The sequence below is a fragment of the Streptacidiphilus sp. EB103A genome, assembly GCF_041261405.1.
Taxonomy (GTDB): Bacteria; Actinomycetota; Actinomycetes; order Streptomycetales; family Streptomycetaceae; genus Streptacidiphilus.
Map to the genome: position 1 here is coordinate 162,476 of NZ_JBGCAQ010000002.1, position 26,942 is coordinate 189,417.

At 73.9% G+C, this 26,942-nt stretch carries 3 protein-coding genes; all 3 read left to right on the forward strand.

Annotated features, from left to right (window positions below; translation table 11 throughout):
- Positions 1–16: 16 nt before the first annotated feature.
- The gene (locus ABH941_RS03970; protein WP_370127377.1) at positions 17–14,659 is read left to right on the forward strand and encodes a type I polyketide synthase; all 14,643 of its coding nucleotides are present in this window, start codon (positions 17–19) and stop codon (positions 14,657–14,659) included.
- A gap of 67 nt (positions 14,660–14,726) precedes the next feature.
- On the forward strand, positions 14,727–25,652 hold the full coding sequence (locus ABH941_RS03975) for a type I polyketide synthase (RefSeq protein WP_370127140.1): 10,926 nt from the start codon (positions 14,727–14,729) through the stop codon (positions 25,650–25,652).
- On the forward strand, positions 25,652–26,899 hold the full coding sequence (locus ABH941_RS03980) for an activator-dependent family glycosyltransferase (protein WP_370127141.1): 1,248 nt from the start codon (positions 25,652–25,654) through the stop codon (positions 26,897–26,899). The genes ABH941_RS03975 and ABH941_RS03980 overlap by 1 nt, the downstream gene beginning before the upstream one ends.
- Positions 26,900–26,942 lie beyond the last annotated feature (43 nt).

The window sequence follows — 26,942 nt, forward strand, 5'->3', positions numbered from 1 at the left end:
TGACGACGACAAGTACCTGGACTACCTCAAGCGCGTGACCGGTGAACTGCGGCAGACGAAGCGGCAGTTGCGGGAGCTGGAGACCAGGGACCAGGAGCCCGTCGCGATCGTGGCGATGGGATGCCGCTACCCGGGGGATGTGAACTCCCCGGAGGACCTCTGGCGACTTGTCGACGAGGGCCGGGACGCGATCTCCGGTTTCCCGGTGGACCGCGGCTGGGACATCGAGGCCGGCTACGACCCCGACCCCGACAAGCCCGGCTCCTTCTACGCCAAGGGCGGCGGCTTCCTGCACGACGCCTCGCGCTTTGACCCGGCGTTCTTCGGGATCTCGCCGCGCGAGGCGCTGGCGATGGACCCGCAGCAGCGCCTGCTGCTGGAGGTCTCCTGGGAGGCGTTCGAGCGGGCCGGGATCGACCCCACCTCGGTGCGCGGCAGCAACGCGGGCGTCTTCGTCGGCGCGGCCACCTCCGGCTACGGCGCGGGCGTGTCGGAGTTCCCCGAGGGCGTGCAGGGCCTGCTGCTGGCCGGCAACGCCACCTCGGTCGCCTCCGGCCGGATCGCCTACACCCTCGGGCTCGAAGGCCCCACGGTCACCATCGACACCGCCTGCTCCTCGTCGCTGGTGGCCCTGCACTGGGCCTGCCAGTCGCTGCGCCGCCGCGAGTGCGACCTCGCGCTGGCGGGCGGCGCGGCCGTCATGGGGACACCTGCGATGTTCTATGAGTTCAGCCGTCAGCGCGGGCTCGCGGCCGACGGCCGCTGCAAGGCCTTCTCCGACGACGCCGACGGCACCGGCTGGTCCGAGGGCACCGGCATGCTGCTGGTCGAGCGGCTCTCCGACGCGCAGCGCCTGGGCCACCCCGTGCTCGCGGTGATCCGCGGCACGGCCATCAACTCGGACGGCGCCAGCAACGGCCTGAGCGCGCCCAACGGCCCCTCCCAGCAGCGGGTCATCCGCACCGCCCTCACCAACGCCGGCCTCACCGCGTCCGACGTGGACGCGGTCGACGCGCACGGCACCGGCACCTCCCTCGGCGACCCGATCGAGGCGCAGGCGCTGCTCGCCACCTACGGCAAGGAGCACGACCAGGACCGCCCGCTCTGGCTGGGGTCGCTGAAGTCGAACATCGGGCACGCGCAGTCCGCGGCGGGCGTCGGCAGCATCATCAAGATGGTCATGGCGATGCGCCACGGCGTCCTGCCGCAGACCCTGCACGTCACCGAGCCGTCGCGGCATGTCGACTGGACGGTGGGGGCGGTCCGGCTGCTCACCGACAAGATCGACTGGCCGCAGACCGACCGCCCGCGCCGGGCGGCGGTCTCCTCGTTCGGCATCAGCGGCACCAACGCGCACGTGATCATCGAGCAGGCGCCGGTGCCGGCCGAGGAGCAGGCCGCCGAGGGCGCCCAGGACATCCCCTCGCCGCTCGCGCTGCCCGTCGTCCCCTGGGTGGTCACCGCCCGAAGTGAGGACGCGCTGCGGGCGCAGGCCGCCCGCCTGCTGTCCCGGCTGCGCGACGGCGAGCAGGCCGAACCGGTCGACGTCGGCTACTCGCTGGCCACCACCCGGGCCGCGCTGGAGTACCGGGGCGTCGTCCTGACGCACGATCAGGAGTCGGCCGTGCGCGGGCTGACCGCGCTGGCCGAGGGCAGCGCCGACCCGGCGGCCGTGCGCGGGCGCACCGTCCGCGGCGCCACCGCCTTCCTGTTCACCGGCCAGGGGGCCCAGCGGCCGGGCATGGGCCGGGAGCTGTACGAGGCGTTCCCGCTGTTCGCCACGGTCCTCGACGAGATCTGCGGCCACTTCGACGGCGAACTGCCGCGCCCGCTGCGCGAGGTGATGTTCGGCGAGGACGCCGAGCTGCTCAACGGGACCGGCTACGCCCAGGCGGCGCTGTTCGCCGTCGAGGTGGCGCTGTTCCGGCTGCTGGAGTCCTGGGGCGTCAAGCCCAAGTACCTGATGGGACATTCGGTCGGCGAGCTGGCCGCGGCGTATGCGGCGGGCGTGTGGTCGCTGCCGGACGCCTGCCGACTAGTCGCCGCCCGGGGCCGGTTGATGCAGGCGCTGCCCACCGGCGGGGCGATGGTGACGCTGCAGGCCTCCGAGGCGGAGGTGCTGCCGCTGCTCCAGGGGCGCGGGGACCATGTCGGGATCGCCGCCGTCAACGGGCCCCAGTCGACGGTGATCTCCGGCCTGGACCACGCGGTCGAACGGGTGGCCGAGCAGATTCGCGCGATGGGGCGGAAGACGACCCGGCTGCGGGTCAGCCATGCCTTCCACTCCCCGCTGATGGATCCGATCCTGCAGGAGTTCCGCCTGGTGGCGGAGGGCATCACCTACCACGAGCCGCGCCTGGCGGTCGTCTCCAACGTCACCGGCCGGCTCGCCGAACCGGAGGAGCTCACCACCCCCGGCTACTGGGTGGCGCACGTCCGGCAGCCGGTGCGGTTCGCCGACGGGCTGCGGCGGCTGGAGTCGCTCAAGGTCAGCCGGTTCCTGGAGCTGGGCCCCGACGGCACGCTGACGGCGATGGCGCAGGGCTGCGTCGAGGGCGACGAGCTGCTGCTGGTCCCCTCGCTGCGCAAGGACCGCCCCGAGGCGGGCACGCTGCTCGCGGCCGTGTCCGGGTACTTCAGCTGCGGCGGTCCGGTGGACTGGGCCGCCCTGTTCGCGGGCACCGGCGCGGGCCGGGTCGCCCTGCCGACGTACGCGTTCCAGCGCGAGCCCTTCTGGCTGGCGCCGACGGCCGCCGCGCAGATCGCCCTGCCGACCGGAACCGACCCTGCGGACGCCCGCTTCTGGGACGCCGTCGAGGGGGAGGACCTGGCCTCGCTCGCCGACTTCCTCGCGGTGGACCAGGAGTCCCTGCGCACCCTGGTGCCGGCCCTGTCCTCGTGGCGGCGCGGACGGCGGGAGCAGGAGCGCCTGGACCGGCTGCGCTACCGGGTGACCTGGGAACCGCTCACCGCGCTGCCCGAGGCGGCGGTGCGCGGGCGCTGGCTGGTGGTGCTCCGCGAGGGCATGGCCCAGGACCCCTGGGCCGCCTCCGTGCTGGACGGACTGTCGGCGCACGGCATCGAGCCGTCGGTGCTGGAGTGCCCGCCGGACGCGGACCGGGCCCGGCTCGCCGAGGGCATCGGCGCGCTGGGTGAACTCGCGGGCGAGTTCGCGGGCGTGCTCTCGCTGCTCGCGGTGACCGACGAGGTCTTCCGCTCCGTGCAGCTGATCCAGGCGCTGGGCGACGCCGGTGTGGCGGCGCCGCTCTGGTTCGGAACCCGCGGTGCGGTGTCCACCGGACGGTCGGACGGTGCACCGGATCCGCTCCAGGCCGCAGTCTGGGGTCTGGGCCGGGTGGCGGCCCTTGAGATCTCCGACCGCTGGGGCGGTCTGCTGGACCTCCCCGAGCAGGTCGACCGCCGCGCCGCCGCACGGCTGGTCGCACTGCTCGCCAGCGGCGGTGAGGACCAGGTCGCGGTGCGCGGCTCGGGTGCGTTCGCACGCCGGCTGGTGCACGCCGAAGGCCCGGAACCGGTCGAGCCGGGCTGGCAGCCTCGCGGCACGGTGCTGATCACCGGCGGCACCGGCGCGCTGGGCGCCCATGTCGCCCGCTGGGCGGCCGAACAGGGCGCGGAGCACCTGGTGCTGACCGGCCGCCGGGGCCTGGAGGCACCGGGCGCGGCCGAACTCTCGGCGGAACTGGCCGCGCTGGGCGCCCGGGTGACCGTCGCCGCCTGCGACGTCGCCGACCGTGAGGCGCTGCGGGCGCTGCTGACGGAGCATCCGGTGGACGCGGTCGTCCACGCGGCCGGGGTCACCGACACCGTGCCCTTCGCCGACCTCGACGCCGACCGCTTCGGAGCGGTGCTGGCGGCCAAGCTGGGCGGCGCGGCCAACCTGGACGCGCTGCTCGGAGACCGGCCGCTGGACGCGTTCCTGCTCTTCTCCTCCATCGCGGGCGTCTGGGGCAGCGGCGGCCAGGCCGGCTACTCCGCCGCCAACGCCCACCTCGACGCTCTGGCCGAGCAGCGCCGCGCCCGCGGGCTGGCAGGGCAGTCGGTGGCCTGGGGGCCCTGGGGCCAGGGCGGGATGGCCGCCGAGGACGGCGTGGAGGAGTACCTGTGCCGCCGCGGCCTGATCACGCTGGAGCCGTCGGCGGCACTGGCCGCACTGCGGCGGGTCCTGGGCGCGGGCGACCCGACCACGGTCGTCGCCGATGTGGACTGGGCCCGCTTCGCCCCCGGCTTCACCAGCACCAGGCCCAGCGCCCTGCTCGGGGACCTCCCCGAGGCGCGGGCCGCGCTGGAGAACGGCGGCCCCCCGGACCCGTCCCCGTCCTCGTCCGGACTGCGCGAGCGGCTGGCACCGCTGCCCGCCGGCGACCGCGAGCGGGCACTGCTCGAACTGGTGCGGACCGAGGCTGCCGGCGTCCTGGGGTTCGCGAACGCCGGGGCGCTGGAGACCCGGCGGGCGTTCCGCGACTCGGGTTTCGACTCGCTGACGGCCGTGGAACTGCGCAACCGGCTGCAGACGGAGACCGGCCTGCGGCTGCCCGCGACGCTGGTGTTCGACTACCCGACCCCGGTGGAACTGGTCGCCCTCCTGCACGAGGAGCTGTTCGGCGGGGCCGAGCCGGAGCGGGGCGCGGCCGGAACCGGCCTGGTGGCGTCGGGCGTCGCGGACGATCCGATCGTGATCGTCGGGATGGGCTGCCGCCTCCCCGGCGACGTCAGCACGCCGGAGGACCTCTGGCAGTTGGTGGTCGAGGGAAGGGACGCGATCTCGGAGTTCCCGGACGATCGCGGCTGGGACCTCGACGCCCTCTACGACCCCGAGCCGGGCCGGGCGGGCACCAGCTACTCCCGCCACGGCGGCTTCGTCACCGGGGTGGCAGGGTTCGATCCGGCCTTCTTCGGCATCTCGCCGCGTGAGGCCGTCGCCCTGGACCCGCAGCAGCGGTTGCTGCTGGAGACGTCCTGGGAGGCCTTCGAGCGGGCCGGGATCGACCCGTGGTCGCTGCGCGGCGGGCGGACCGGAGTGTTCGTCGGCTCCAACGGCCAGGACTACCCCGGGCTGCTGCTCAGCACGCCCGAAGGCACCGACGGCTACGTCGGCACGGGCAACGCGGCAGCCGTCATCTCCGGCCGGATCGCCTACACCCTGGGCCTGGAGGGCCCGGCGGTGACGGTGGACACGGCGTGCTCGTCGTCGCTGGTGGCCCTGCACCTGGCGGTGCAGGCGCTGCGCGCGGGCGAGTGCGACCTCGCGCTGGCCGCCGGTGTCACGATCATGTCGACGCCGGGCGCGTTCCAGGAGTTCAGCCGCCAGCGCGGACTGGCCGAGGACGGCCGCTGCAAGGCCTTCTCGGAGACCGCCGACGGAACCGGCTGGGGCGAAGGGGCCGGCGTGCTGGTGCTGGAGCGGCTGTCGGCCGCGCGGCGCAACGGGCACCCGGTGCTGGCGGTCGTCGCGGGCAGTGCGGTGAACCAGGACGGCGCGTCGAACGGTCTGACCGCGCCCAACGGCCCCTCGCAGCAGCGGGTGATCCGGCAGGCGCTGGCCGGCGCAGGGCTGTCGGCGGCGGACGTGGACACCGTCGAGGCACACGGCACCGGCACCACCCTGGGCGACCCGATCGAGGCGCAGGCGCTGCTCGCCACCTACGGCCAGAGGCGGTCGGCGGACCGGCCGTTGTGGCTGGGTTCGGTGAAGTCGAACATCGGTCACACCCAGGCGGCCGCGGGTGTGGCCGGTGTGATCAAGATGGTGCTGGCGATGCGGCACGGAGTGCTGCCGTCCACCCTGCATGTGACCGAGCCGTCCACGCATGTGGACTGGTCGGCCGGTGAGGTGCGGCTGCTGACCGAACAGCGGGACTGGCCCGAGCAGGACCGCCCGCGCCGGGCCGGGGTGTCCGCCTTCGGCATGTCCGGCACCAATGCGCACGTCATCCTGGAGCAGGCGCCCACTGTCGAGGCGTCGGCAGTGGACGCTGCCGCACCGGCCGAGGGCCCGGTGCCCTGGGTGCTCGCGGCCATGACCGGCCCCGCCCTCCGTGACCAGGCCGAGCGGCTGCTCTCCCACCTGGAGCAGCGCCCCGAGCTCGATCCCCGCGATGTCGGCGTCTCCCTGGCCGCGACCCGGTCGGCGTTCGACCACCGCGCGGTGGTGCTCGGCGAGGACCGGGACGAGCTGCTGCGCGGACTGCGCGCACTGGCAGCGGACTCGTTCTCGGCGCAGGTCCTGACCGGCGCAGTCGGCTCCGAGGGCCGGACGGCGTTCCTCTGCGCCGGCCAGGGCTCCCAGCGGCCCGGCATGGGCCGGGAGCTGTATGCGGCGTTCGAGGTGTTCGCGGAAGCCTTCGACGCGGTCTGCGCCCAGGTGGACCCGGAGTTGGAGCGTCCGCTGCGGGACGTGGTCTTCGGCGACGACGCCGAACTGCTGAACGCGACCGGCTACGCCCAGCCCGCCCTGTTCGCGATCGAGGTGGCGCTGTTCCGGCTGGTCGAGTCCTGGGGCATGCGGCCCGACTTCCTGGTGGGCCACTCGATCGGCGAGCTGGCCGCCGCACATCTGGCCGGTGTCCTGTCGCTGGCCGACGCCTGCCGCCTGGTGGCGGCGCGGGGCCGGCTGATGCAGGCACTGCCCAGCGGCGGGGCGATGGTGGCACTCCAGGCCTCCGAGGAGGAGGTGCTGCGAGGGCTTGAGGGTTGTGCGGGCAAGGTCGGCATCGCCGCGGTCAACGGCCCCGATGCGACGGTGATCTCGGGTGACGAGGCCGCCGTGGAAGCGGTCGCGGCGAGCTTCCGGGAGCTGCGGCGCAAGGTGACCCGGCTGCGGGTGAGCCATGCGTTCCACTCGCCGCTGATGGAGCCGATGCTGGCGGAGTTCCGTCGGGTCGCTGAGAGCGTGGAGTACCACGAGCCGCGCCTGACGGTGATCTCGAACGTCACCGGTCTGCCGGCCGCACCGGGCGAGTTGACCTCGCCGGAGTACTGGGTCGGCCATGTCCGGCAGCCGGTGCGCTTCGCCGACGGCATCCGCACCCTGGAGGCACAAGGGGTGAGCCGGTTCCTGGAGTTGGGGCCGGACGGCACGCTGACCGCGATGGCGCGGGGCTGCCTGACGGAGCCGGAGAGCGTACTGGTCCCGGCCCTGCGCAAGGACCGGCCGGAGCAGACGGCGCTGCTCACGGCCGTCGCCGGGCTGTTCACGCACGGCGTCGACGTGGACTGGTCGGCGCTCCTGCCCGGAGCCCGGCCGGTCGACCTGCCCACCTATCCGTTCCAGCGCCGTGACTACTGGCCGAAGTTCTCCGGCGCGACGTTCGGCGATCTCGGCGCGGTGGGCCTCGGCTCCGCGAGCCACCCCCTGCTGGGCGCGGCAGTGGAGTTGGCGGAGGTCGGCGGATACCTGTTCACGGGCAGGGTGTCGTTGCAGTCGCACGCGTGGTTGCGGGACCGCGTGGTCGCGGGTGAGGTGGCGTTCCCCGAGGCGGGCTTCCTGGAGCTGGCCGTGCGAGCCGGTGACGCGGTGGGCTGCGGACAGATCGAGACCCTGACGCTCGAAGCGCCGCTGACGCTGCCGGAGCGTGGCGGGGTGCGTTTGCAGGTGGTCGTCGGCGGCCTGGACGACGCGGGTCGCCGGTCGGCGAGCGTGCACTCCCGGGCGGACGAGGACGCGATCGACGAGCTGTGGGTGCGTCACGCCACCGGCCTGCTGAGCACGCGGCCCGCCGCTGCGGTGGAGTTCGACGCCGGGGTGTGGCCGCCGGAGGGCGCGGAGCCGGTGGCGCTGGACGAGTTCTACGAGCGGTCGGCGCAGCAGGGCCGCACCTACGGTCCCGCCTTCCAGGGGCTGTTGGCGGTGTGGCGGGCGGCCGACGAGGTGTTCGCGACCGTGCGGCTGGGCGAGGCCCAAGGCACTGATGCGCGCTCCTACGGCCTGCACCCCGCGCTGCTGGATGCGGCGCTGCAGGCCTGGTCGGCGGGGGGCGCAACGAGCCTGCCGGTGGCCTGGGGCGGAGTGTCGCTGCTGGCGTCCGGTGCGACGGAGCTTCGGGTGCGGATCACGCCGCAGGACGACGACTCGCTCGCGCTCGCGCTCGCCGACGGGACGGGTCAGCCGGTCGCTTCGGTCTCTTCCCTGGTGCTGCGCGCGGTGTCCGACGACGCGCGTGGTTCCCGAGTGCGCAACAGGACGCTGTTCCAGGTGAACTGGGTACCGGTGCCGTTCACGGAGACCGGTACCCAGGCCGATTGGGCCGTGGTCGACGACGTGCAGGACCTGGTCGCGCTGGCGGCGACGACCGAGGCCGTCCCCGCGCACGTTCTGCTGCGGCTGAAGCCCACGGACGGCGCCCTGGCCGAGGCCGCGCACGCGGCCACCGGACGGCTGCTGCCGGTGCTGCAGGAGTGGTTGGCGCAGGAGCGGTTCGAGTCCTCACGGTTGGTGGTCGTCGCCGCCGGTGCGGTGGCCCTCGACGACCAGGTGCCGGACCCGGTGCTGTCCGCCGCCTGGGGCCTGGTGCGCGCAGCGCGGGCCGAGCGCCCCGACCGGTTCATGCTGCTGGACACGGACGCGAGCACGGCATCCCAGGAGGTATTGGCCGGCGCATTGGCGCTGGGCGAGCCGGAGTTGGCGCTGCGCAGCGGCGCGGCGTTCGTGCCGAGGCTCGGACGCGTGGCCACCGAGGCCGATGTCCCGTCCGTCCTGGACGCGGATGGCACGGTGCTGGTGACCGGTGGTACGGGTGGTCTGGGTGCTCTGGTGGCGCGTCATCTGGTGGTTGAGCGGGGTGTGCGACACCTCGTCCTGGCCAGTCGGCGTGGGTCCGCGGCGCCGGGTGCGGGGGAGTTGGCGTCGGAGCTTGAGGCGCTGGGTGCCGAGGTCTCCGTCGTGGCCTGTGACGCGGCGGATCGCGAGGCGCTGGCGGAACTGCTGGCAGGCGTACCGGCGGAGCATCCGTTGACGGGTGTGGTGCACACGGCCGGTGTGCTGGACGACGGGGTGGTGTCGTCGCTGACACCGGAGCGGCTGGCCGCGGTGCTGCGTCCGAAGGTGGACGCGGCCGTGAACCTGCACGAGCTGACTCGCGACCTGGACCTCTCCGTGTTCGCGTTGTTCTCCTCCGTCGCGGGCACCTTCGGCGGTGCGGGGCAGGGCAACTACTCGGCTGCCAATGCGTTCCTGGACGGTTTGGCGCGGGTGCGTCACGGCCTGGGGCTGGCGGCGACGTCGCTGGCCTGGGGTCCGTGGGCCCAGGGTGCGGGTATGACCAGCGAGTTGAGCGCCACGGACCTGCGCCGGATGGCGCGCGGCGGCCTGCTGCCGCTGACTCCCGAGCAGGGATTGGCGGCGTTCGACGCGGCTTGTCGGGGCAGCGTGCCGGTCGTGGTGCCGATCGCACTGGCCCACGCGACATTGCGTGATCCGCAGGCGGTGGCGGGACTGCCCGCGATGCTGCGCGGTCTGGCGACCACCTCGGCCCGGCGCACGGTCTCGTCCTCGACGAGTACGGCGGCGGACAGCTTCAAGGACCGCCTGGACGAACTTTCGCCCGCCGACCGCGAACCGGCGATCCTGGACCTGGTCCGCACCCAGACCGCGCTCGCGCTGGGCCATGCCGGTCCCGAGGCGATCGAGCCGAACCGTGACTTCCGCGGCCTGGGCGTGGACTCGCTCACCGCCATTGAGCTCAGCCTCCGCCTCAACACGGCCACCGGCCTGCGGCTGCCGGCCACCCTGGTCTTCGACTACCCGTCACCCCTGGCGCTGGCCCGCTTCGTCCGGGGCGAGTTGCTGGGCGACGAGGCGGCGGCCGGGCCCGTGGCAGCGGCCGGAACGGCGAGCAGCACCGCCGACGAGCCCATCGCCATCGTCGGGATGGGGCTCCGCTTCCCCGGCGGTGTCCACAGCCCGGAGGAGTTCTGGCAGTTGCTGTCCGGCGAGGTGGACGCCGTCTCGGAGTATCCGGCCGATCGCGGCTGGCAGAGCCAGCTCGGCAACGCCCGGATCGGTGGCGGGTTCCTCTACGACGCCGCCGAGTTCGACGCCGACTTCTTCGGCATCTCGCCCCGCGAGGCCCTCGCCATGGACCCGCAGCAGCGACTGCTGCTGGAGATCTCCTGGGAGGCGCTGGAGCGGGCCACCATCGACCCGATGAGCCTCCAGGGCAGCCGGACCGGCGTCTTCGTCGGCACCAACTACCAGGGCTACGGTTCGGCGGCGCACGCCGTCCCCGAGGACTCCCAGGGCCAGCTGATGACCGGGCACGCGGCGAGCGTCGCCTCCGGCCGCGTCGCCTACGTCCTGGGCCTGGAAGGCCCGGCGGTCACCATCGACACCGCCTGCTCCTCGTCCCTGGTGGCCCTGCACTGGGCGGCGCAGTCGCTGCGCGCGGGGGAGAGCGACCTCGCGCTGGCCGGCGGTGTGACCGTGATGGCCACCCCGGGCGCCTTCGCCGAGTTCGACCGCCAGGGCGGCCTGGCCGGGGACAACCGGTGCAAGGCGTTCTCCGACGACGCCGACGGCACCGGGTGGGCCGAGGGCGCCGGGATGCTGCTGCTGGAGCGGCTGTCCGACGCCGAGCGGCGCGGACACCCCGTGCTCGCGATCGTGCGTGGCAGCGCGGTCAACTCGGACGGCGCGTCCAACGGCCTGACCGCCCCCAACGGCCCGTCCCAGCAGCGGGTCATCCGCACCGCGCTGGCCAGCGGCCGGCTGTCGGCCGCCGACGTGGACGTCGTCGAGGCACACGGCACCGGAACCAGGCTCGGCGACCCGATCGAGGCGCAGGCGCTGCTTGCCACCTACGGCCAGGACCGTCCCCAGGAGCAGCCGCTGCTGCTCGGCTCGGTGAAGTCGAACATCGGCCACACCCAGTCGGCGGCCGGCGCCGCCGGGGTGATCAAGATGGTGCTGGCGATGCAGCACGGCCTGCTGCCACGCACCCTGCACGTCAGCGAGCCGTCCACGCACGTCGACTGGTCGGCGGGCAACATCCGGCTGCTCACCGAGGCAGTGGACTGGCCGCAGGCCGACCGGCCCCGCCGAGCCGGAATCTCCTCCTTCGGCATCAGCGGGACCAACGCCCACGTCATCATCGAGTCCCCGACCACCATGCCCACCCCGACAAGTGACGAACCATCACACATCGAGGACGCCGCCTGGCCGCTGCACGGCCGCTCCGCCGCCGCGCTCGCCGACCAGGCCAAGCGGCTGCACAGCTACCTGGCCGCCCGCCCCGGGCTGGACCTGCGGGACGTCGGCCACTCGCTGGCCACCACCCGCTCGGTCTTCGAGCACCGCGCCCTGCTGGTGTCCGAGGACCGCGAAGGATTCCTCTCCGCCCTCTACGCGCTGGGACGCGGGGAGGAGTCCCCGTCCCTGGTCACCGGCCGGAGCGGGGCGACCGGCCGGACGGCGTTCCTGTTCAGCGGACAGGGCGCCCAGCGCCCCGGCATGGGGCAGGAACTGCACGCCAGGTTCGACGTCTTCGCCCGCTCCTTCGACCGGACCTGCGCCGAGCTCTCCCGCCACCTGGACCAGCCGCTCCGCGCGGTGGTCTTCGCGGCCGAGGGATCCGACGCCGCCGCCCTCCTCGACCGGACCGCCTACACCCAGGCCGCCCTGTTCGCCTTCGAGGTCGCCCTCTACGACCTGGTCCGTTCCTGGGGGGTCACCCCCGATGTGCTGATCGGCCACTCGATCGGCGAGCTGGTCGCCGCCCACGTCGCCGGGGTGCTGTCGCTGGAGGACGCCTGCGCCCTGGTCGCCGCCCGTGGACGGCTGATGCAGGCCCTGCCGACCGGCGGCGCGATGGTCGCGCTGCAGGCGGCCGAGGACGAGGTCGCCCCGCTGCTGACCGGCCTGGAGCAGCGGATCGGCATCGCCGCCGTCAACGGCCCTTCGGCCGTGGTGGTGTCCGGCGACGACGCCGAGGTGACCCGGATCGCCGAGCACTTCGCCGGACTCGGGCGGAAGACTAGGCGTTTGCGGGTCAGCCATGCGTTTCACTCACCTCATATGGAAGCGATGCTGTCGACGTTCGAAGAGGTCGCGCGAGGCGTGCGGTATGCCGCGCCGACGATCCCGATCGTCTCCGACCTGACCGGGGAGCCGGCCACGGACGAGCAGCTGCGGTCCCCGGAGTACTGGGTCCGCCACGTCCGCGAGGCCGTGCGCTTCTGCGACGGCATACGGCGACTGGAGGCGGACGGGGTGCGCACCTTCGTGGAGCTCGGCCCCGATGCCACCCTGACCGCGATGGCACTCGACAGCCTGCTCGACCCCACGGCCGACGTGGTGGCGGTTCCGGTCCTGCGCCGGGGCCGCCCGGAGGTGCGAACCGCCCTGCTGGCCGCCGGGTCGCTGTATGTGCGGGGGATCGGAGTCGGTCTGTCGACGCTGAACGGCGGCGACGCCCGCACCGTCGACCTGCCCACCTACGCCTTCCAGCGCCGTCCGTTCTGGCTCGAGGCGGCGCAGCCGCTGCCCGCCGCCGACCCGTCCGGCTCGTCGGTCGACGAGCAGTTCTGGGCGGCCGTCGAGCGTGAGGACTTCAGCGAGCTGGCCGCCAGGCTGGACATCGACGGCGACTCGCCGTTGAGCCGGCTGCTGCCCGCGCTGTCCTCCTGGCGCCGCCGAGGGCAGGCGCAGTCCGCGATGGACTCCTGGGAGTACGCCATCAGCTGGCGGCCGGTCGCTGACGACCCGGCGCCCGTACTCTCCGGGACCTGGCTGCTGCCGGTGGCCGCCGAGCGCGTCGGCACCCCGTGGGTGTCCGCGATCGTGGACGGACTGACCGTCCACGGCGCGCAGGTCGGGCTCGTCCCGGTGGACGGCTCGTCCATCGACCGCAAATCCCTTGCCGAGCAGCTGCGTTCGCTGCCCGGCGGGCTGGACCCGGTCGGCGGGGTGCTCTCCCTGCTCGCCCTGGACGAGGAGCCGGCCGCCGCCCGGTCGGCCACCCCCGGCGGCCTGGCCGCCACGCTGGCGCTGACCCAGGCCCTGGGCGACCTGGAGGTCAGCGCACCGCTGTGGTGCGCGACGACCGGCGCGGTCGCGGTGCGCGACGGCGAGGCCGTGGCGTCCCCGGCGCAGGCGGCGGTCTGGGGCCTGGGCCGGGTCGCGGCGCTGGAGCACCCGCAGCGCTGGGGCGGACTGGTGGACCTGCCCACCGAGCTGGACCAGCGGACCGCGACCCGCCTGTGTGCGGTGCTCGCCGGACGCCAGGGCGAGGACCAGCTGGCCGTCCGGGCCTCCGGCGTGCTCGCCCGGCGCATGGTCCGCGCCGAGCAGCCGTCGGCCGAGGCAGGCGCCGGGCTGCCGGACTGGCGACTTGAGGGCACCGTGCTGGTCACCGGCGGCACGGGTGCGCTGGGCGCACGCGTGGCCCGCTGGCTGGCCGACCGGGGCGCGCAGCACCTGGTCCTGGCGAGCCGTCGCGGCGAGACCGCCGCGGGCGCGTCCGAGCTGAAGGCCGAACTCACGGCCCGCGGCGTCGAGGTGACGATCACCGCCTGCGACGTCGCCGACCGCGAGGCGCTGGCGCGGCTGCTCGCCGACCACCCGGTCGACGCCGTGGTGCACACCGCCGGGGTCCTGGACGACGGGCTGCTGGAGACGCTCACCCCCGAGCGGCTGGAGACCGTGCTGCGGCCCAAGCTGGCCGCCGCCGCGCACCTGGACGAGCTCACCCGGGACCGGGAGCTGTCGGCGTTCGTCCTCTTCTCCTCCTTCTCCGGCACGGTCGGCTCCGCAGGCCAGGCCAACTACGCCGCGGCGAACGCGTTCCTGGACGCGCTGGCGCAGCAGCGGCGCGCGCAGGGACGGCCGGCCACCTCGGTGGCCTGGGGCCCCTGGGCCGGCGCCGGCATGGTCGGCGACTCCGAGACCGAGGCGCGGATGCGGCGCGGCGGCGTGGCCCCACTGGAGCCGGGCCTGGCCATCAACGCCCTGGAGCGGGTCATCGCCCGGGGCGAAGCCGCCCTCACCATCGCGGACCTCGACTGGCAGCGCTTCGCACCGGCCTTCACCGGCCTGCGTCCCGGCCCGCTGCTCGCCGACCTCGCGGAGGTACGGGAGCTGCTGGCGGCCCGCGGCGAGGCGGCCGGGGCGGCCACCCGCGGCGGCACCGTGCGCGACGAACTGGCCGCACTCGACCCGCCGGAGCAGGAGCGGGTGCTGGTCCAACTGGTCCGCACCCATGTGGCGGCCGTGCTCGGGCACTCCTCGGCGGAGGCGGTCGAGGCGGACCGGGCGTTCAGCGAGCTCGGCTTCGACTCGCTGATGGCGGTGGAACTGCGCAACCGGCTGGGCGTCGCGGCCGGGCTGCAACTGCCCGCCACGCTGCTCTTCGACCACCCGTCAGCCCGCGTCCTGGCCCGGCACCTGCGCTCGCTGGTGGCCACCGACCAGGACGCCGGCCGGCCGGTGCTGGACGCACTCGACCGGCTGGAGGCCGCACTCGCCGCACTGGGCGAGGACGGCGCGCAGCAGAGCCGGATCGCCTCGCGCTTGCAGGCGCTGACGGCGAAGCTGCACGAGTCCGGGACGGGGTCCGGGGAGGAGGCGCACGGCGTCCGGGACCTGATCGGTTCCGCCAGCGCGGATGATCTCTTCGACTTCATCGACAACGACCTAGGGATTTCCTGACCGGTGAACAGGTGAACAGTCGCGTGACCGATGTCGTCGGCCTGATCTGCAGGGTGGGTGAGCGGGTATGAACGAGCAGGAAAAGCTTCTCAGCTACCTCAAGAAGGTCACCGGCGATCTCCACGAGACCCGGCAGCGACTGCGCGAGGTGGAGGCCGCACGCCAGGAGCCGGTGGCCATCGTCGCGATGGGCTGCCGGTTCGCCGGCGGCGCCGACTCACCCGAGGAGCTGTGGCGGCTGGTCCGATCCGGCGGTGACGCGGTCTTCGACTGGCCGGCCGACCGGGGCTGGGACACTGACGCCCTCTACGACCCGGAGCCCGGAAAGCCCGGCAGGACCTACAGCCGTGCGGGCGGATTCCTGGACCGGGCCGGTGACTTCGACGCCGGGTTCTTCGGCATCTCGCCGCGCGAGGCGCTGGCCACCGACCCGCAGCAGCGGCTGCTGCTGGAGACCTCCTGGGAGGCGTTCGAGCGGGCCGGCATCGACCCGGTGTCGCTGCGCGGCAGCCGCACCGGCGTCTTCGTCGGCACCAACGGCCAGGACTACGTCGGGCTGCTGCTGACCGCCCCCACCGGCATGGAGGGCCATATCGGCGTCGGCAACGCCGCCAGCGTGGTCTCCGGCCGCGTCTCCTACACCCTGGGCCTGGAAGGCCCGGCCGTGACGGTGGACACCGCCTGCTCGTCCTCGCTGGTCGCCCTGCACCTGGCCGTGCAGGCGCTGCGGTCGGGGGAGTGCGACCTCGCCCTCGCCGGCGGCGTGACCGTGATGTCGACTCCGGGGCTGTTCCTGGAGTTCAGCATGCAGCGGGCGCTGTCCTCGGACGGCCGCTGCAAGGCCTTCGCCGACGCCGCCGACGGCACCGGCTGGGGCGAGGGCGCGGGCATGCTGGTCGTGGAGCGGCTCTCCGACGCCCGGCGCAAGGGCCACCCGGTGCTGGCGGTCGTCCGGGGCAGCGCAGTCAACCAGGACGGGGCCTCCAACGGCCTGACCGCGCCCAGCGGGCCCTCGCAGCAGCGGGTGATCTGGCAGGCGCTCGCCGACGCCCGGCTGTCGACCGCCGACGTCGACGCCGTCGAGGCGCACGGCACCGGCACCACCCTGGGCGACCCGATCGAGGCGCAGGCGCTGCTCGCCACCTATGGCCAGGACCGGCCGGAGAACCAGCCGCTGTGGCTGGGGTCGGTCAAGTCCAACATCGGCCACACCCAGGCGGCCGCGGGCGTCGCGGGTGTGATCAAGATGGTGATGGCCATGCAGGAGGGGTTGCTGCCGCAGACCCTGCACGTGGACGCGCCGTCCTCGCACGTCGACTGGACCGCGGGGCAGGTCGAACTGCTCACCGAGGCCCGGCCCTGGCCCGAGAGCGACCGCCCGCGCCGGGCCGGGGTGTCCTCCTTCGGCGTCAGCGGCACCAACGCGCACGTCATCATCGAGCAGCCGACAGCGGTCGAGCCCGCGACCGAGCCCGCGGAGCCCGTCGAGGTCTCGACTCCGCCCGCCACCGCCGTCCTCCCGTTCCTGGTCTCCGGGCGCAGCGCCAACGCCCTGCAGGCCCAGGCCGACCGGCTCCGGACCCGGCTGCGCACCGACCCGGCGCTCCCGCTCGCCGACCTGGCCTGGTCGCTGGCGACGTCCCGCTCCATGTTCGAGCACCGTGGCACCGTCCTCGCCCAGGACCGCGACGGCCTGCTCCGCGGCCTGGAGGCACTGGCCACCGGCGCCCCCGCCGCCGGCGTGGTCCGGGGCACGGCCGACGTCGACGGCCGCAGCGCGTTCGTCTTCCCCGGACAGGGCGCGCAGTGGCTCGGCATGGCCACCGAACTGCTGGACTCCGACCAGGAGTTCCGCGACCGCTTCGCCGAGTGCGCGAGCGCCGTCCAGGAGTTCGTCGACTGGTCGGTGCAGGACGTCCTGCGTGGGGTGGACGGAGCCCCCTCACTGGACCGCCTGGACGTGGTGCAGCCGGCGCTGTTCACGGTCATGGTCTCGCTCGCACGGCTGTGGCAGTCGCGCGGAGTGCAGCCCGCCGCCGTGGTCGGGCACAGCCAGGGCGAGATCGCCGCCGCCTGCGTGGCGGGCGGACTGTCGCTGAGCGACGCGGCCCGGGTGGTGGTGCTCCGCAGCCGCGCGCTGCTCGCGCTCGCCGGGCGCGGCGGGATGGCGTCCGTGCTGCTGCCGCTGGCCGACGTCGAGAGCCGGCTGACGCCCTGGGACGGGCGGCTGTCGGTGGCGGCCGTCAACGGCCCGCAGTCCGTGGTGGTCTCCGGCGAGGCGGACGCCGTACGGGACCTGGTCGCCCAGCTGTCCGCCGAGGGCGTCCAGGCACGGCAGGTCCCGGTCGACTACGCCTCGCACTCGGCCCACGTCGAGGAGATCCGCGAGCAGCTGCTGCTCGACCTCAAGCCCGTCCAACCGCGGTCCGCCGCCGTGCCGTTCTTCTCCACGCTGACCGGCGACTGGCAGGACACCGCGCTGCTGGACGCCGAGTACTGGTACGAGAACCTCCGCCGCACCGTGCGGTTCGAACACGCGATCCGCTCGCTGGCCGCCCAGGACTACCGCGCCTTCGTCGAGGTGAGCCCGCACCCGGTGCTCACCGCCGCGATCCGCGACACCCTGGACGACCTGGACCTGGCCGGCACCGTCGTCGTCGGCTCGCTCCGGCGCGACGACGGCGGCCCGGCGCGCTTCCTGACCTCGCTGGCCGAGCTGTCCGTGCGGGCCGGAGCAGTAGTCGACTGGCCGTCAGTCCTGGGCGGCGGAGCCCGCGTCGACCTGCCGACCTACGCCTTCCAACGGCGGACCTACTGGCCCGAGCCCGCGCCCCCGGCCGCGACCGCCCCCGGTGCGGCGATCGACGCCCGGTTCTGGGAGTCGGTGGAGAACGGCGACCTGGGGAGCCTCACCACCGCCCTGGACCTGGACCAGGAGACGTTGTCCGGCCTGCTGCCCGCGCTCTCCGACTACCGCCGGCGCAGCCGCGAAGGCTCCACCGTGGACGCCTGGCGCTACCGCATCAGCTGGAAACCGCTGGCCGTCCCCGCCGCCTCGACCCTGCGCGGCACCTGGCTGGTCGTCCTGCCCGACACGGGCACCGGCATCGATCCCGGCACCGACACCCGCGCCGAGCCCGAGTGGGCCGACCTGCTGCTCCGCTCGATGGCCGCAGCCGGGGCGCACCCGGTCGCCGTGCCGGTGGACCCGCAGGCCGACCGCGCCCGCATCGCCGAGCTGCTGCGCGCCGCTTCGCCGGATGCCCCGGTCGACGGCGTGCTCTGCCTGCTGGGCACGGACGTTGCGGACCACTCCGACCAGCCCGGCCTCCCCCGTGGCTTCGCCGGAACCGTTGCCCTGGTCCAGGCACTGGACGAGCTCGACCTCCGCGCCCCGCTGTGGCTGGGCACCCGCGGCGCGGTCGCCACCGACCCGTCCCAGGGCGTCGACTCCCCGGCGCAGGCCCTGGTCTGGGGCTTCGGCCGGGTGGTCGCCCTGGAGCAGTACGAGCGCTGGGGCGGTCTGGTCGACCTGCCCGAGACCTTCGACACCGCCGCCGCCGAACGCCTCGTCGCCGTGCTGGCCGGGATCGGCCACGAGGACCAGGTCGCGATCCGATCCACCGGCGTGCTCGCCCGACGCATGGTCCGGGCCGCCACCGGCGAACTGGGCGCGGCCCGCCGCTGGACCCCCACCGGCACCACCCTGGTCACCGGCGGCGCCGGTGGCATCGGCCGCAACGTCGCCCGCTGGCTCGCCCGCAACGGCGCCCCGCGCCTGCTGCTGGTCAGCCGCCGGGGCCCGGACGCGCCCGGCGCCGACGAGCTGGTCGCCGAACTCACCGGACTGGGAACCCAGGTCGAGCTGGCCGCCTGCGACGTCGCCGACCGCGACTCGCTGGCCGCGGTGATCGACGGCATCCCGGCCGAGCAGCCGCTCACCGCGGTCATGCACACCGCCGCCGTCCTCGAGGACGGCGTGATCACCAGCCTGACGCCCGATCAGATCGCCAGAGTCCTGCGGGTCAAGGTCGGCGGCGCCCGCAACCTCGACGCCCTGACCGAGGGGCTGGACCTGTCGGCCTTCGTGCTCTTCTCCTCCACCGCCGGCACCGTCGGCGCGCCTGGCCACGGCAACTACGCGCCGGGCAACGCCGTCCTGGACGCGCTGGCGCAGCAGCGCCGGGCGCGCGGCCTGGCGGCTACGTCCGTTGCCTGGGGCCCGTGGGCCGACGGTGGCATGGCCAAGGGCTGGATCGGCGAACGGCTGGAGCGCCACGGCGTCCGCGTCATGGCACCGGACCTGGCACTGTCCGCGCTGCAACGGGCACTTGATCAGGACGACACCACCGTGGCCGTCACCGACATCGACTGGGAGGTGTTCGCCCACGCCTTCACCTCGGTGCGCGCGCGACCGCTGCTCGACGAGATCCCGGACGCGCAGCGGGCGTTGGCCGTGCGCTCGTCCGAGCACGGCGGCAACGCGTCGCAGTCCGCCGAAGGCCCAAGCCTGATGGAGCAGTTGGCCGCGCTGGGCGAGAGCGAGCAGCGCCGGGGCTTCCTGGAACTGGTCCGGGCCCATGTCGCGATCGTGCTCAACCACGCGAGCCCGGACGACATCGAACCGACGCTCGCGTTCCGGGAGTTGGGCTTCGACTCGCTCACCGCCGTGGAACTGCGCAACGCGCTCAGCGGGGCGGTCGGCAGGCGACTGCCTGCCACCTTGATCTTCGACCACCCGACCCCGGCCGTGCTGGCCGAGCATCTGCGGGCGGGCCTGACCGAGCGTCGTCCGGCCGCCACCGAGGTGGTGCTGCGGTCGACCGACGACGACCCGATCGCGATCGTCGCGATGAGCTGCCGCTTCCCGGGCAATGTGGAGACGCCGGAGGACTTCTGGCAGCTGCTGTCCGGCGGTGTGGACGCGATCGCCGACTGGCCGACCGACCGGGGCTGGGACGTCGAGGCCCTCTACGACCCCGATCCCGGTCAGCCGGGGCGGGTGTCGACGCGCGGCGGCGGCTTCCTGGACCGGGTGTCCTACTTCGACCCGGCGTTCTTCGGTATCTCTCCGCGCGAGGCCCTTGCCATGGACCCGCAGCAGCGGTTGCTGCTGGAGACCTCGTGGGAGGCGTTCGAGCGGGCCGGTATCGACCCGGTGTCCCTGCGCGGCAGCCGGACCGGCGTGTTCGCCGGCACCAACTACCAGGACTACTCCTCCCGTCCGCTGGCAGCCGCCCAGGACGTGGCAGGGCATCTCGGCACCGGCAACTCCGCGAGCGTCATGTCCGGCCGTGTCTCCTACACCTTCGGGTTGGAGGGGCCGGCGGTGACGGTGGACACGGCGTGTTCGTCGGCGCTGGTGGCGTTGCATCTGGCGGTGCAGGCGCTGCGTTCGGGGGAGTGTGATCTGGCGCTGGCGGGTGGTGTGACGGTGATGTCGACGCCGGGTCTGTTCCTGGACTTCAGTCGGCAGCGCGGGTTGGCGGCCGACGGCCGCTGCAAGGCGTTCGCGGATCAGGCGGACGGCGCGGGGTTCTCCGAGGGCGCGGGCATGCTGCTGGTCGAGCGGCTGTCGGACGCACGGCGCAACGGGCACACGGTGCTGGCGGTCGTCGCCGGGTCGGCGGTGAACCAGGACGGCGCGTCGAACGGGTTGACCGCCCCGAACGGTCCTTCGCAGCAGCGGGTGATCCGGCAGGCCCTGGCGGGCGCGGGACTGACCGCGTCCGACGTCGACGTCGTCGAGGCGCACGGTACCGGAACCTCCCTCGGTGACCCGATCGAGGCGCAGGCGCTGCTCGCGACCTACGGTCAGGGACGCCCAGTGGACCGGCCGGTGTGGCTGGGCTCGGTGAAGTCGAACATCGGCCACACCCAGGCGGCTGCCGGTGCGGCCGGTGTGATCAAGATGGTGCTGGCCCTCCAGCACGGCGTGCTGCCGCAGACCCTGCACGTCGACGAGCCGTCCACGCACGTGGACTGGTCGGCGGGCGCGGTCGAGCTGCTGACCGCCCCGCGCGAGTGGCCCGCGGACGAGGGCCGACCCCGCCGAGCGGGCGTGTCCTCGTTCGGCATCAGCGGCACCAACGCGCACACCATCCTGCAGGAGGCCCCGCGCGAGCCGGCCCTGCACGAGGAGGAGCGCACACCGGACGAACCGGTGACACGGCCGAGCGTCGTCCCGTGGGTGCTGAGCGGCAGAACCGCCGAAGCACTGCGCGGCCAGGCAGAGCGGTTGACCGCGTTCGTCGATGACGAGTCGGGATTGCACGACGTCGGTGCCTCGCTGGTGACGACGCGGTCGGTGTTCGAACACCGCGCGGTGGTGCTGGGCGGTGACCGCGCGGAACTGCTGAGCGGGCTCGCCACGGTGGCGGACGGCGGGAGCGCGCTGAACGCGGTGGTGGGATCGGCCCGTTCGGGCGGCCGGACGGCGTTCCTGTTCGCCGGTCAGGGTTCGCAGCGGTTGGGCATGGGCCGGGAGTTGTATGAGGCGTTCCCGGTGTTCGCCGAGGTCTTCGACGCGGTCTGCGCGCTGGTTGACGCTCCGCTGCGTGAGGTGGTGTTCGGCGCGGATGCCGAGGCGCTGAACGACACGGCGTTCGCGCAGCCGGCGCTGTTCGCGGTCGAGGTGGCGTTGTTCCGGCTGGTCGAGTCCTGGGGGATCACCCCGGACTACCTGGTCGGCCACTCGATCGGCGAGCTGGCCGCGGCCCATGTGGCGGGCGTGTTGACGCTGGAGGACGCCTGCCGCCTGGTCGTGGCGCGTGGTCGGTTGATGCAGGCACTGCCGGCCGGCGGCGCGATGGCGGCACTCCAGGCGTCCGAGTCAGAGATTGTGCCGCTCCTGGGTGACGGTGTCGGTATCGCGGCCGTCAACGGCCCGAACGCCGTCGTGGTCTCCGGTGCCGAGGCCGCAGTCGAGGAGCTCGCCGAACACGTCCGGGGCCTGGGCCGCAAGGCGACCCGGCTGCGCGTCAGTCACGCCTTCCACTCCCCGCTGATGGAGCCGATGCTCCAGGAGTTCCGCCAGGTAGCGGACAGCCTCACCTACCAGGATCCCCGCCTCGCCGTGGTCTCCAATGTCACCGGTGAACTGGCCACGGCCGAGCAGCTGATGTCACCCGAGTACTGGGTCGCGCATGTCCGGCAGGCGGTCCGCTTCGCCGACGGGGTGCGCTGGTTGGAGCAGCACAAGGTCACCCGCTTCCTGGAGCTGGGCCCCGACGGCACGCTGACCGCGATGGCCCTGGGCTGCCTGGCCGACGACGACGCCCTGCTGGTCCCGGCCCTGCGCAAGGACCGCCCGGAGGTCACCGCCCTGCTCACCGCCGTCGCCGGGCTGTTCACCCACGGCGTCGACGTCGACTGGGCGGCCCTCTTCCCCGGCGCCGGACGCGTCGAACTGCCCACCTACGCCTTCCAGCGCACCCGCTACTGGCTCGACGGAGCACCCTGGACCGGCGACCTGGGCGCGGCCGGACTCGACGACGCCGGGCATCCCCTGCTCGGCGCCGCCGTCACCCTGGTGGAGTCCGGCAGCGTGGTGTTCACCGGCAGGCTCGCCACCCGGTCCCACCCCTGGCTCGCGGACCACGCGGTGCTGGGCCGGGTGATCCTGCCCGCCACCGCCTACCTGGACCTCGCCATCCACGCCGGCGACCACGTCGGCTGCAGCCGCCTGGCCGAACTGACCCTGGAGACACCGCTCGTGCTGCCCGAGCACGGCGCCGTCCAACTGCAACTGGAGGTGCACGAGGCCGACGACTCCGGGCAGCGACCGTTCACCGTGCACTCGCGGCCGACCGAGGCGGCCCCCGACGAGCCATGGACCCGCCACGCCCAGGGCCTGCTGACCCAGGAGGCCGCGGCGCAGCCCGGGCCGGCCTCGACGGTCTGGCCCCCGACCGGCGCGACCCCGATGCCGACCGAGGACTGGTACCAGCGCTTCGCGCAGTCCGGTTTCTCCTACGGGCCGGCCTTCCAGGGCCTGCAAGCCGTCTGGGAACGCGGCCCGGAGATCTTCGCCGAGGTCGCCATCCCCGAGCAGCACCGCGCCGAGGCCGCCCGCTACGGCCTGCACCCCGCGCTGCTGGACGCGGGGCTGCAGTCGCTCCTCGTGGGCGCCCTGGTCGGCACGGAGGGCGTCTCGTCGGACCCTATGCTGCCGTTCGCCTGGAGCGGGGTGTCGCTGCACGCCGTGGGCGCCACCGCACTGCGCGCCCACCTGGCGCCGACCGGCCGCCACGACGAGTACTCCGTCACCGTGACGGACACCGTCGGCGAACTGGTCGCCACCGCCGAAACCCTGGTGCTGCGCAAGGTCGCAGCGGACCAGTTGCACTCGGGCCCCGGCGCCCGGGACTCGCTGCTGAAGCTGGACTGGCAGGTGTCCACCTCCGAGCTGCTGATCCCGGCGGCCGAGACGCTGCGCTGGGGCCTGCTGGGCCAGGGCGGTCGCGGCGTCGCCGCGGCGCTGGACACCGGAGGCGTCCAGCTGGAGTCCTACGCCGACATCGACTCCCTCGCCGCTGCCTTCGACACCGGCATGACGATGCCCGAGGCCGTCCTGCTGGTCTGCGACAGCGACGTCCATCGCGCCATGGCCGTGCCCGAGGCGGTGCGCGCGCTGCTCACCGACGTCCTCGACGTCTGCCGCCGCTGGGTCACCGACGAACGGTTCGTCACCTCCCGGCTGGTGATCGTCACCGAAGGGGCGATCGCGGCAGAATCCGGCGAGGATGTGACGGACCTGGCGGCGGCATCCGTCTGGGGTCTGGTCCGATCCGCCCAGCTGGAGCACCCCGGCCGACTGCAGCTGATCGACCTGCCCGGCAGCGAGACCTCGCTGCCCGACCTGCTCGCCGCCATCGCCGCCGCGCACCCGCAGGCGGTGCTGCGCGACGACGCCCTGCGGCTGGCCGCGCTGACGCCGGTTCAGAGCGGCGCGGCGGCCGACCGCGCCACCATCGACCCGAACGGCACCGTGCTCGTCACCGGCGCGACCGGCGCCCTGGGCAGCCTGATGGCCCGTCACCTCGTCGCCGCGCACGGAGCCCGCCACCTGCTGCTCACCAGCCGCAGCGGCCCCGACGCGCCGGACGCCGACGCGCTCGTCGCCGAGCTGACCGGCCAGGGCGCGGACGTCCGGCTGGTGTCCTGCGACGCCGCCGACCGAACGGCCGTCATCGAACTGCTGGGAACCGTGCCCGCCGAGCACCCGCTCACCGCCGTCGTGCATGTCGCCGGCGTCGTGGACGACGGGACGCTCACCACCATCAGCGCCGGCCAACTGGACCGGGTGCTCCGGCCCAAGGCCGACGCCGCCTGGCTGCTGCACGAACTCACCGCGGAGCTGGACCTGTCCGCGTTCGTGCTGTTCTCCTCGGCGGCTGGAACCTTCGGCTCGGCGGGCCAGTCCGCCTACGCCGCCGCCAACACCTTCCTGGACGGGCTGAGTCAGCACCGCCGCGCGGTGGGCCTGCCGGCCACCTCGCTGGCCTGGGGGCTGTGGGGCGGCAGCGCCGGGATGACCGCGGGTCTCACCGACACCGACCTGGAGCGGATGGCCCGCAACGGGATGCGCCCGCTGTCCCCGGAGGAGGGCCTGGCGCTGTTCGACGCCGCACTGAGCGTCCCGGACGCCGCGCTCGTCGCGCTGGGGCAGGGCGCGGTGCGGGGCGGCAACGGCGCGGTGCTGCGCCCGGTGGCCAGGCCCGCCGGACGGCGGACCGCCGACGGGACCGCCCCCGTCTCGCTGGCCGCGCAGCTGTCCGGCCGCACCGAGGACGAGCGGCGGCAGATCCTGCTCGACCTGGTGCGCGGTCAGGTGGCCGCCGTCCTCGGCCATGCCTCGGTCGCGGACATCACCCCGGACCGGCACTTCGCCGAGCTGGGCTTCGACTCGCTGACCGCCGTGGAGCTGCGCAACCAGCTCAACGCGGTCACCGGGCTGCGGCTGCCGCCCACGCTGGTGTTCGACTTCGACGCCCCCGACGCGCTGGCCGACCACCTGACCGAGGAGCTCGTCGCTGACGACTCCCCGAGCGCGGGCGGCACCGCGGAGGCCGCGCCCGCCCCGGGCCAGAGCGCCCACAGCGCCCAGTCCGAGGACACTCTGGGCGCCCTGTTCCGCAAGGCCTGCGAGCTCGACCGGATCGACCAGGGCTTCGCCCTGCTGCAGGCGGCCGCCGAGCTGCGCCCGGTCTTCAACGGTCCGGCCGACCTGGACCGCGCCCCCAGGGGCGTCAAACTGGCCGCCGGCGGCGCCGAGGCCGGAGTGAGCCTGATCTGCTTCAGCTCCTACGTCGCCCTGGCCGGGGTCCACCAGTACGCCCGCTTCGCCGCCACCTTCCGCGGCGAACGCGACGTCTGGGCGCTGCCCACCCCCGGCTTCGGCCGCGGTGAGTCGCTCCCGGCCTCGCTCGAAGCCGTCGCCCAGGTGCAGGCGGAGGCAGTGCTGCGGTGCGCGGCCGGCAAGCCCTTCGTGCTGCTCGGATCGTCCTCCGGCGGGATCCTGGCCCTTGCCGCCGCCCACTACCTGGAGCAGGCCGGCACGCCCGCCGCGGCGGTCGTCCTGCTGGACACCTACATGCCCGGCGTGGACTCGCCGTTCATCCGCTTCACCGGCGAGATGATCGGCGGCATGTTCGACCGGGAGTCGATGTTCGCCTATATGGACAGCGACCGCCTGAGCGCCATGAGTTGGTACATCCGCGTCGTGGGCGAGTGGGCCCCCGACGACCTGGCCGCCCCGGTGGTGCTGGTACGCCCCACCGAGGCGCCGGTGACGGTCGAGCAGGCCGGCCCGCTGCGGCCGGAGGAGTGGCAGAGCAGCTGGGACAAGGCGACGAAGGTCGTCGATGTCGCCGGAAACCACTTCACCATGATGGAGTCCCACGCCGGGACCACGGCCGAGGCCGTGCTGACCTGGTTGGGCGACCTGCTGCCGTCCGACCCGGCGACCGGCGACCGATCCGAGGGAGCATGATGCGCGTCCTGTTCGTCACCCTGTCCGAGAAGTCTCACCTGTTCTGCATGACGCCGCTGGCATGGGCGTTGACCACGGCAGGACACGAGGTGCGGGTGGCCAGCTCGCCGCGGCTGACCGCGACGATCACCGGCACCGGGTTGACCGCCGTCCCGGTCGGGGAGGACCACGACATCTACAAGGACATGACCGCCTACCGTGAGTCGCAGGACTTCGCCAGCACGAACTGGAGCCGCTGCGAGCCCGGCCAGGTGGACTGGGCCGAACTGCGCGAGCGCTACGAGCTGAGCGTGCCCTACGCCTTCGCCGTCTACAACGACTCCATGGTCGAGGACCTGGCGGCCTTCGCCGAGAGCTGGAAGCCGGACCTGGTGGTGCGCGACCCGCTCGCCTACGCCGGCGCCATCGCGGCACGGATCAGCGGCGCGGCCCACGCCCGGTTGATGTGGTGCGAGGACGTCTGGGGGCGCACCCGGAACACCTACCTGGAGCTGATGGCAGCCGCCCCGGAGGGAGAGCGGGTGGACCCGCTGGCCGACTGGCTGACCGAGCAGTCCAAGCCCTTCGGCTTCGGCTGCGACGAGGAGATGCTGCACGGCCAGGCCACGATCACCTCGCTGCCGGGAAGCGTGCGGATGTCGACCGCCTCCACCGAACTGTCGATGCGTCATATCCCCTACAACGGCCCGGCCGTGGTGTGGGACTGGCTGCGGGACGCGCCGAAGCGGCCGAGGGTGTGCCTGAGTCTCGGGGCGTCCAACACCGAGGACTACGGCGGCGACTACGTGTCGGTGCCGGACATCCTCGAATCTCTGTCGGGCGAGGACCTCGAAGTCGTGGCAGCGCTGCTGCCGGCTCAGCGCGAGGCCCTCGGCGCGGTGCCCGAGAACGCCCGGGTGGTCGACTCGGTCGCCCTGCACACCCTGCTCCCGAGCTGCTCGGCGGTGATCCACCACGGCGGCTACGGCTCCTACGCGACCGCGCTGGTCTGCGGCGTGCCGCAGTTGATCGTGTCGACGTCCGTCTCCGACCACGTGCTGCGGGCGCAGACCCTGGAGCGGAGCGGGGCCGGCCTCTATCTGCACCACCGCGACGTCACCGCCGACCAGGTACTCGCGAGCATCCGCCGGATGACCACCGAGCCGGGCTTCGCGGACGCCGCCGAGCGGCTGCGCGCGGAGTCCGAGTCCATGCCGAGCCCGCACGACCTGGTGCCCGTCCTGGAGCGGATGGCAGCCTCCCGCTGAGGCCCGAAGCCCCTGAAGCCCCTGAAGTTCTACCCGACCCGGC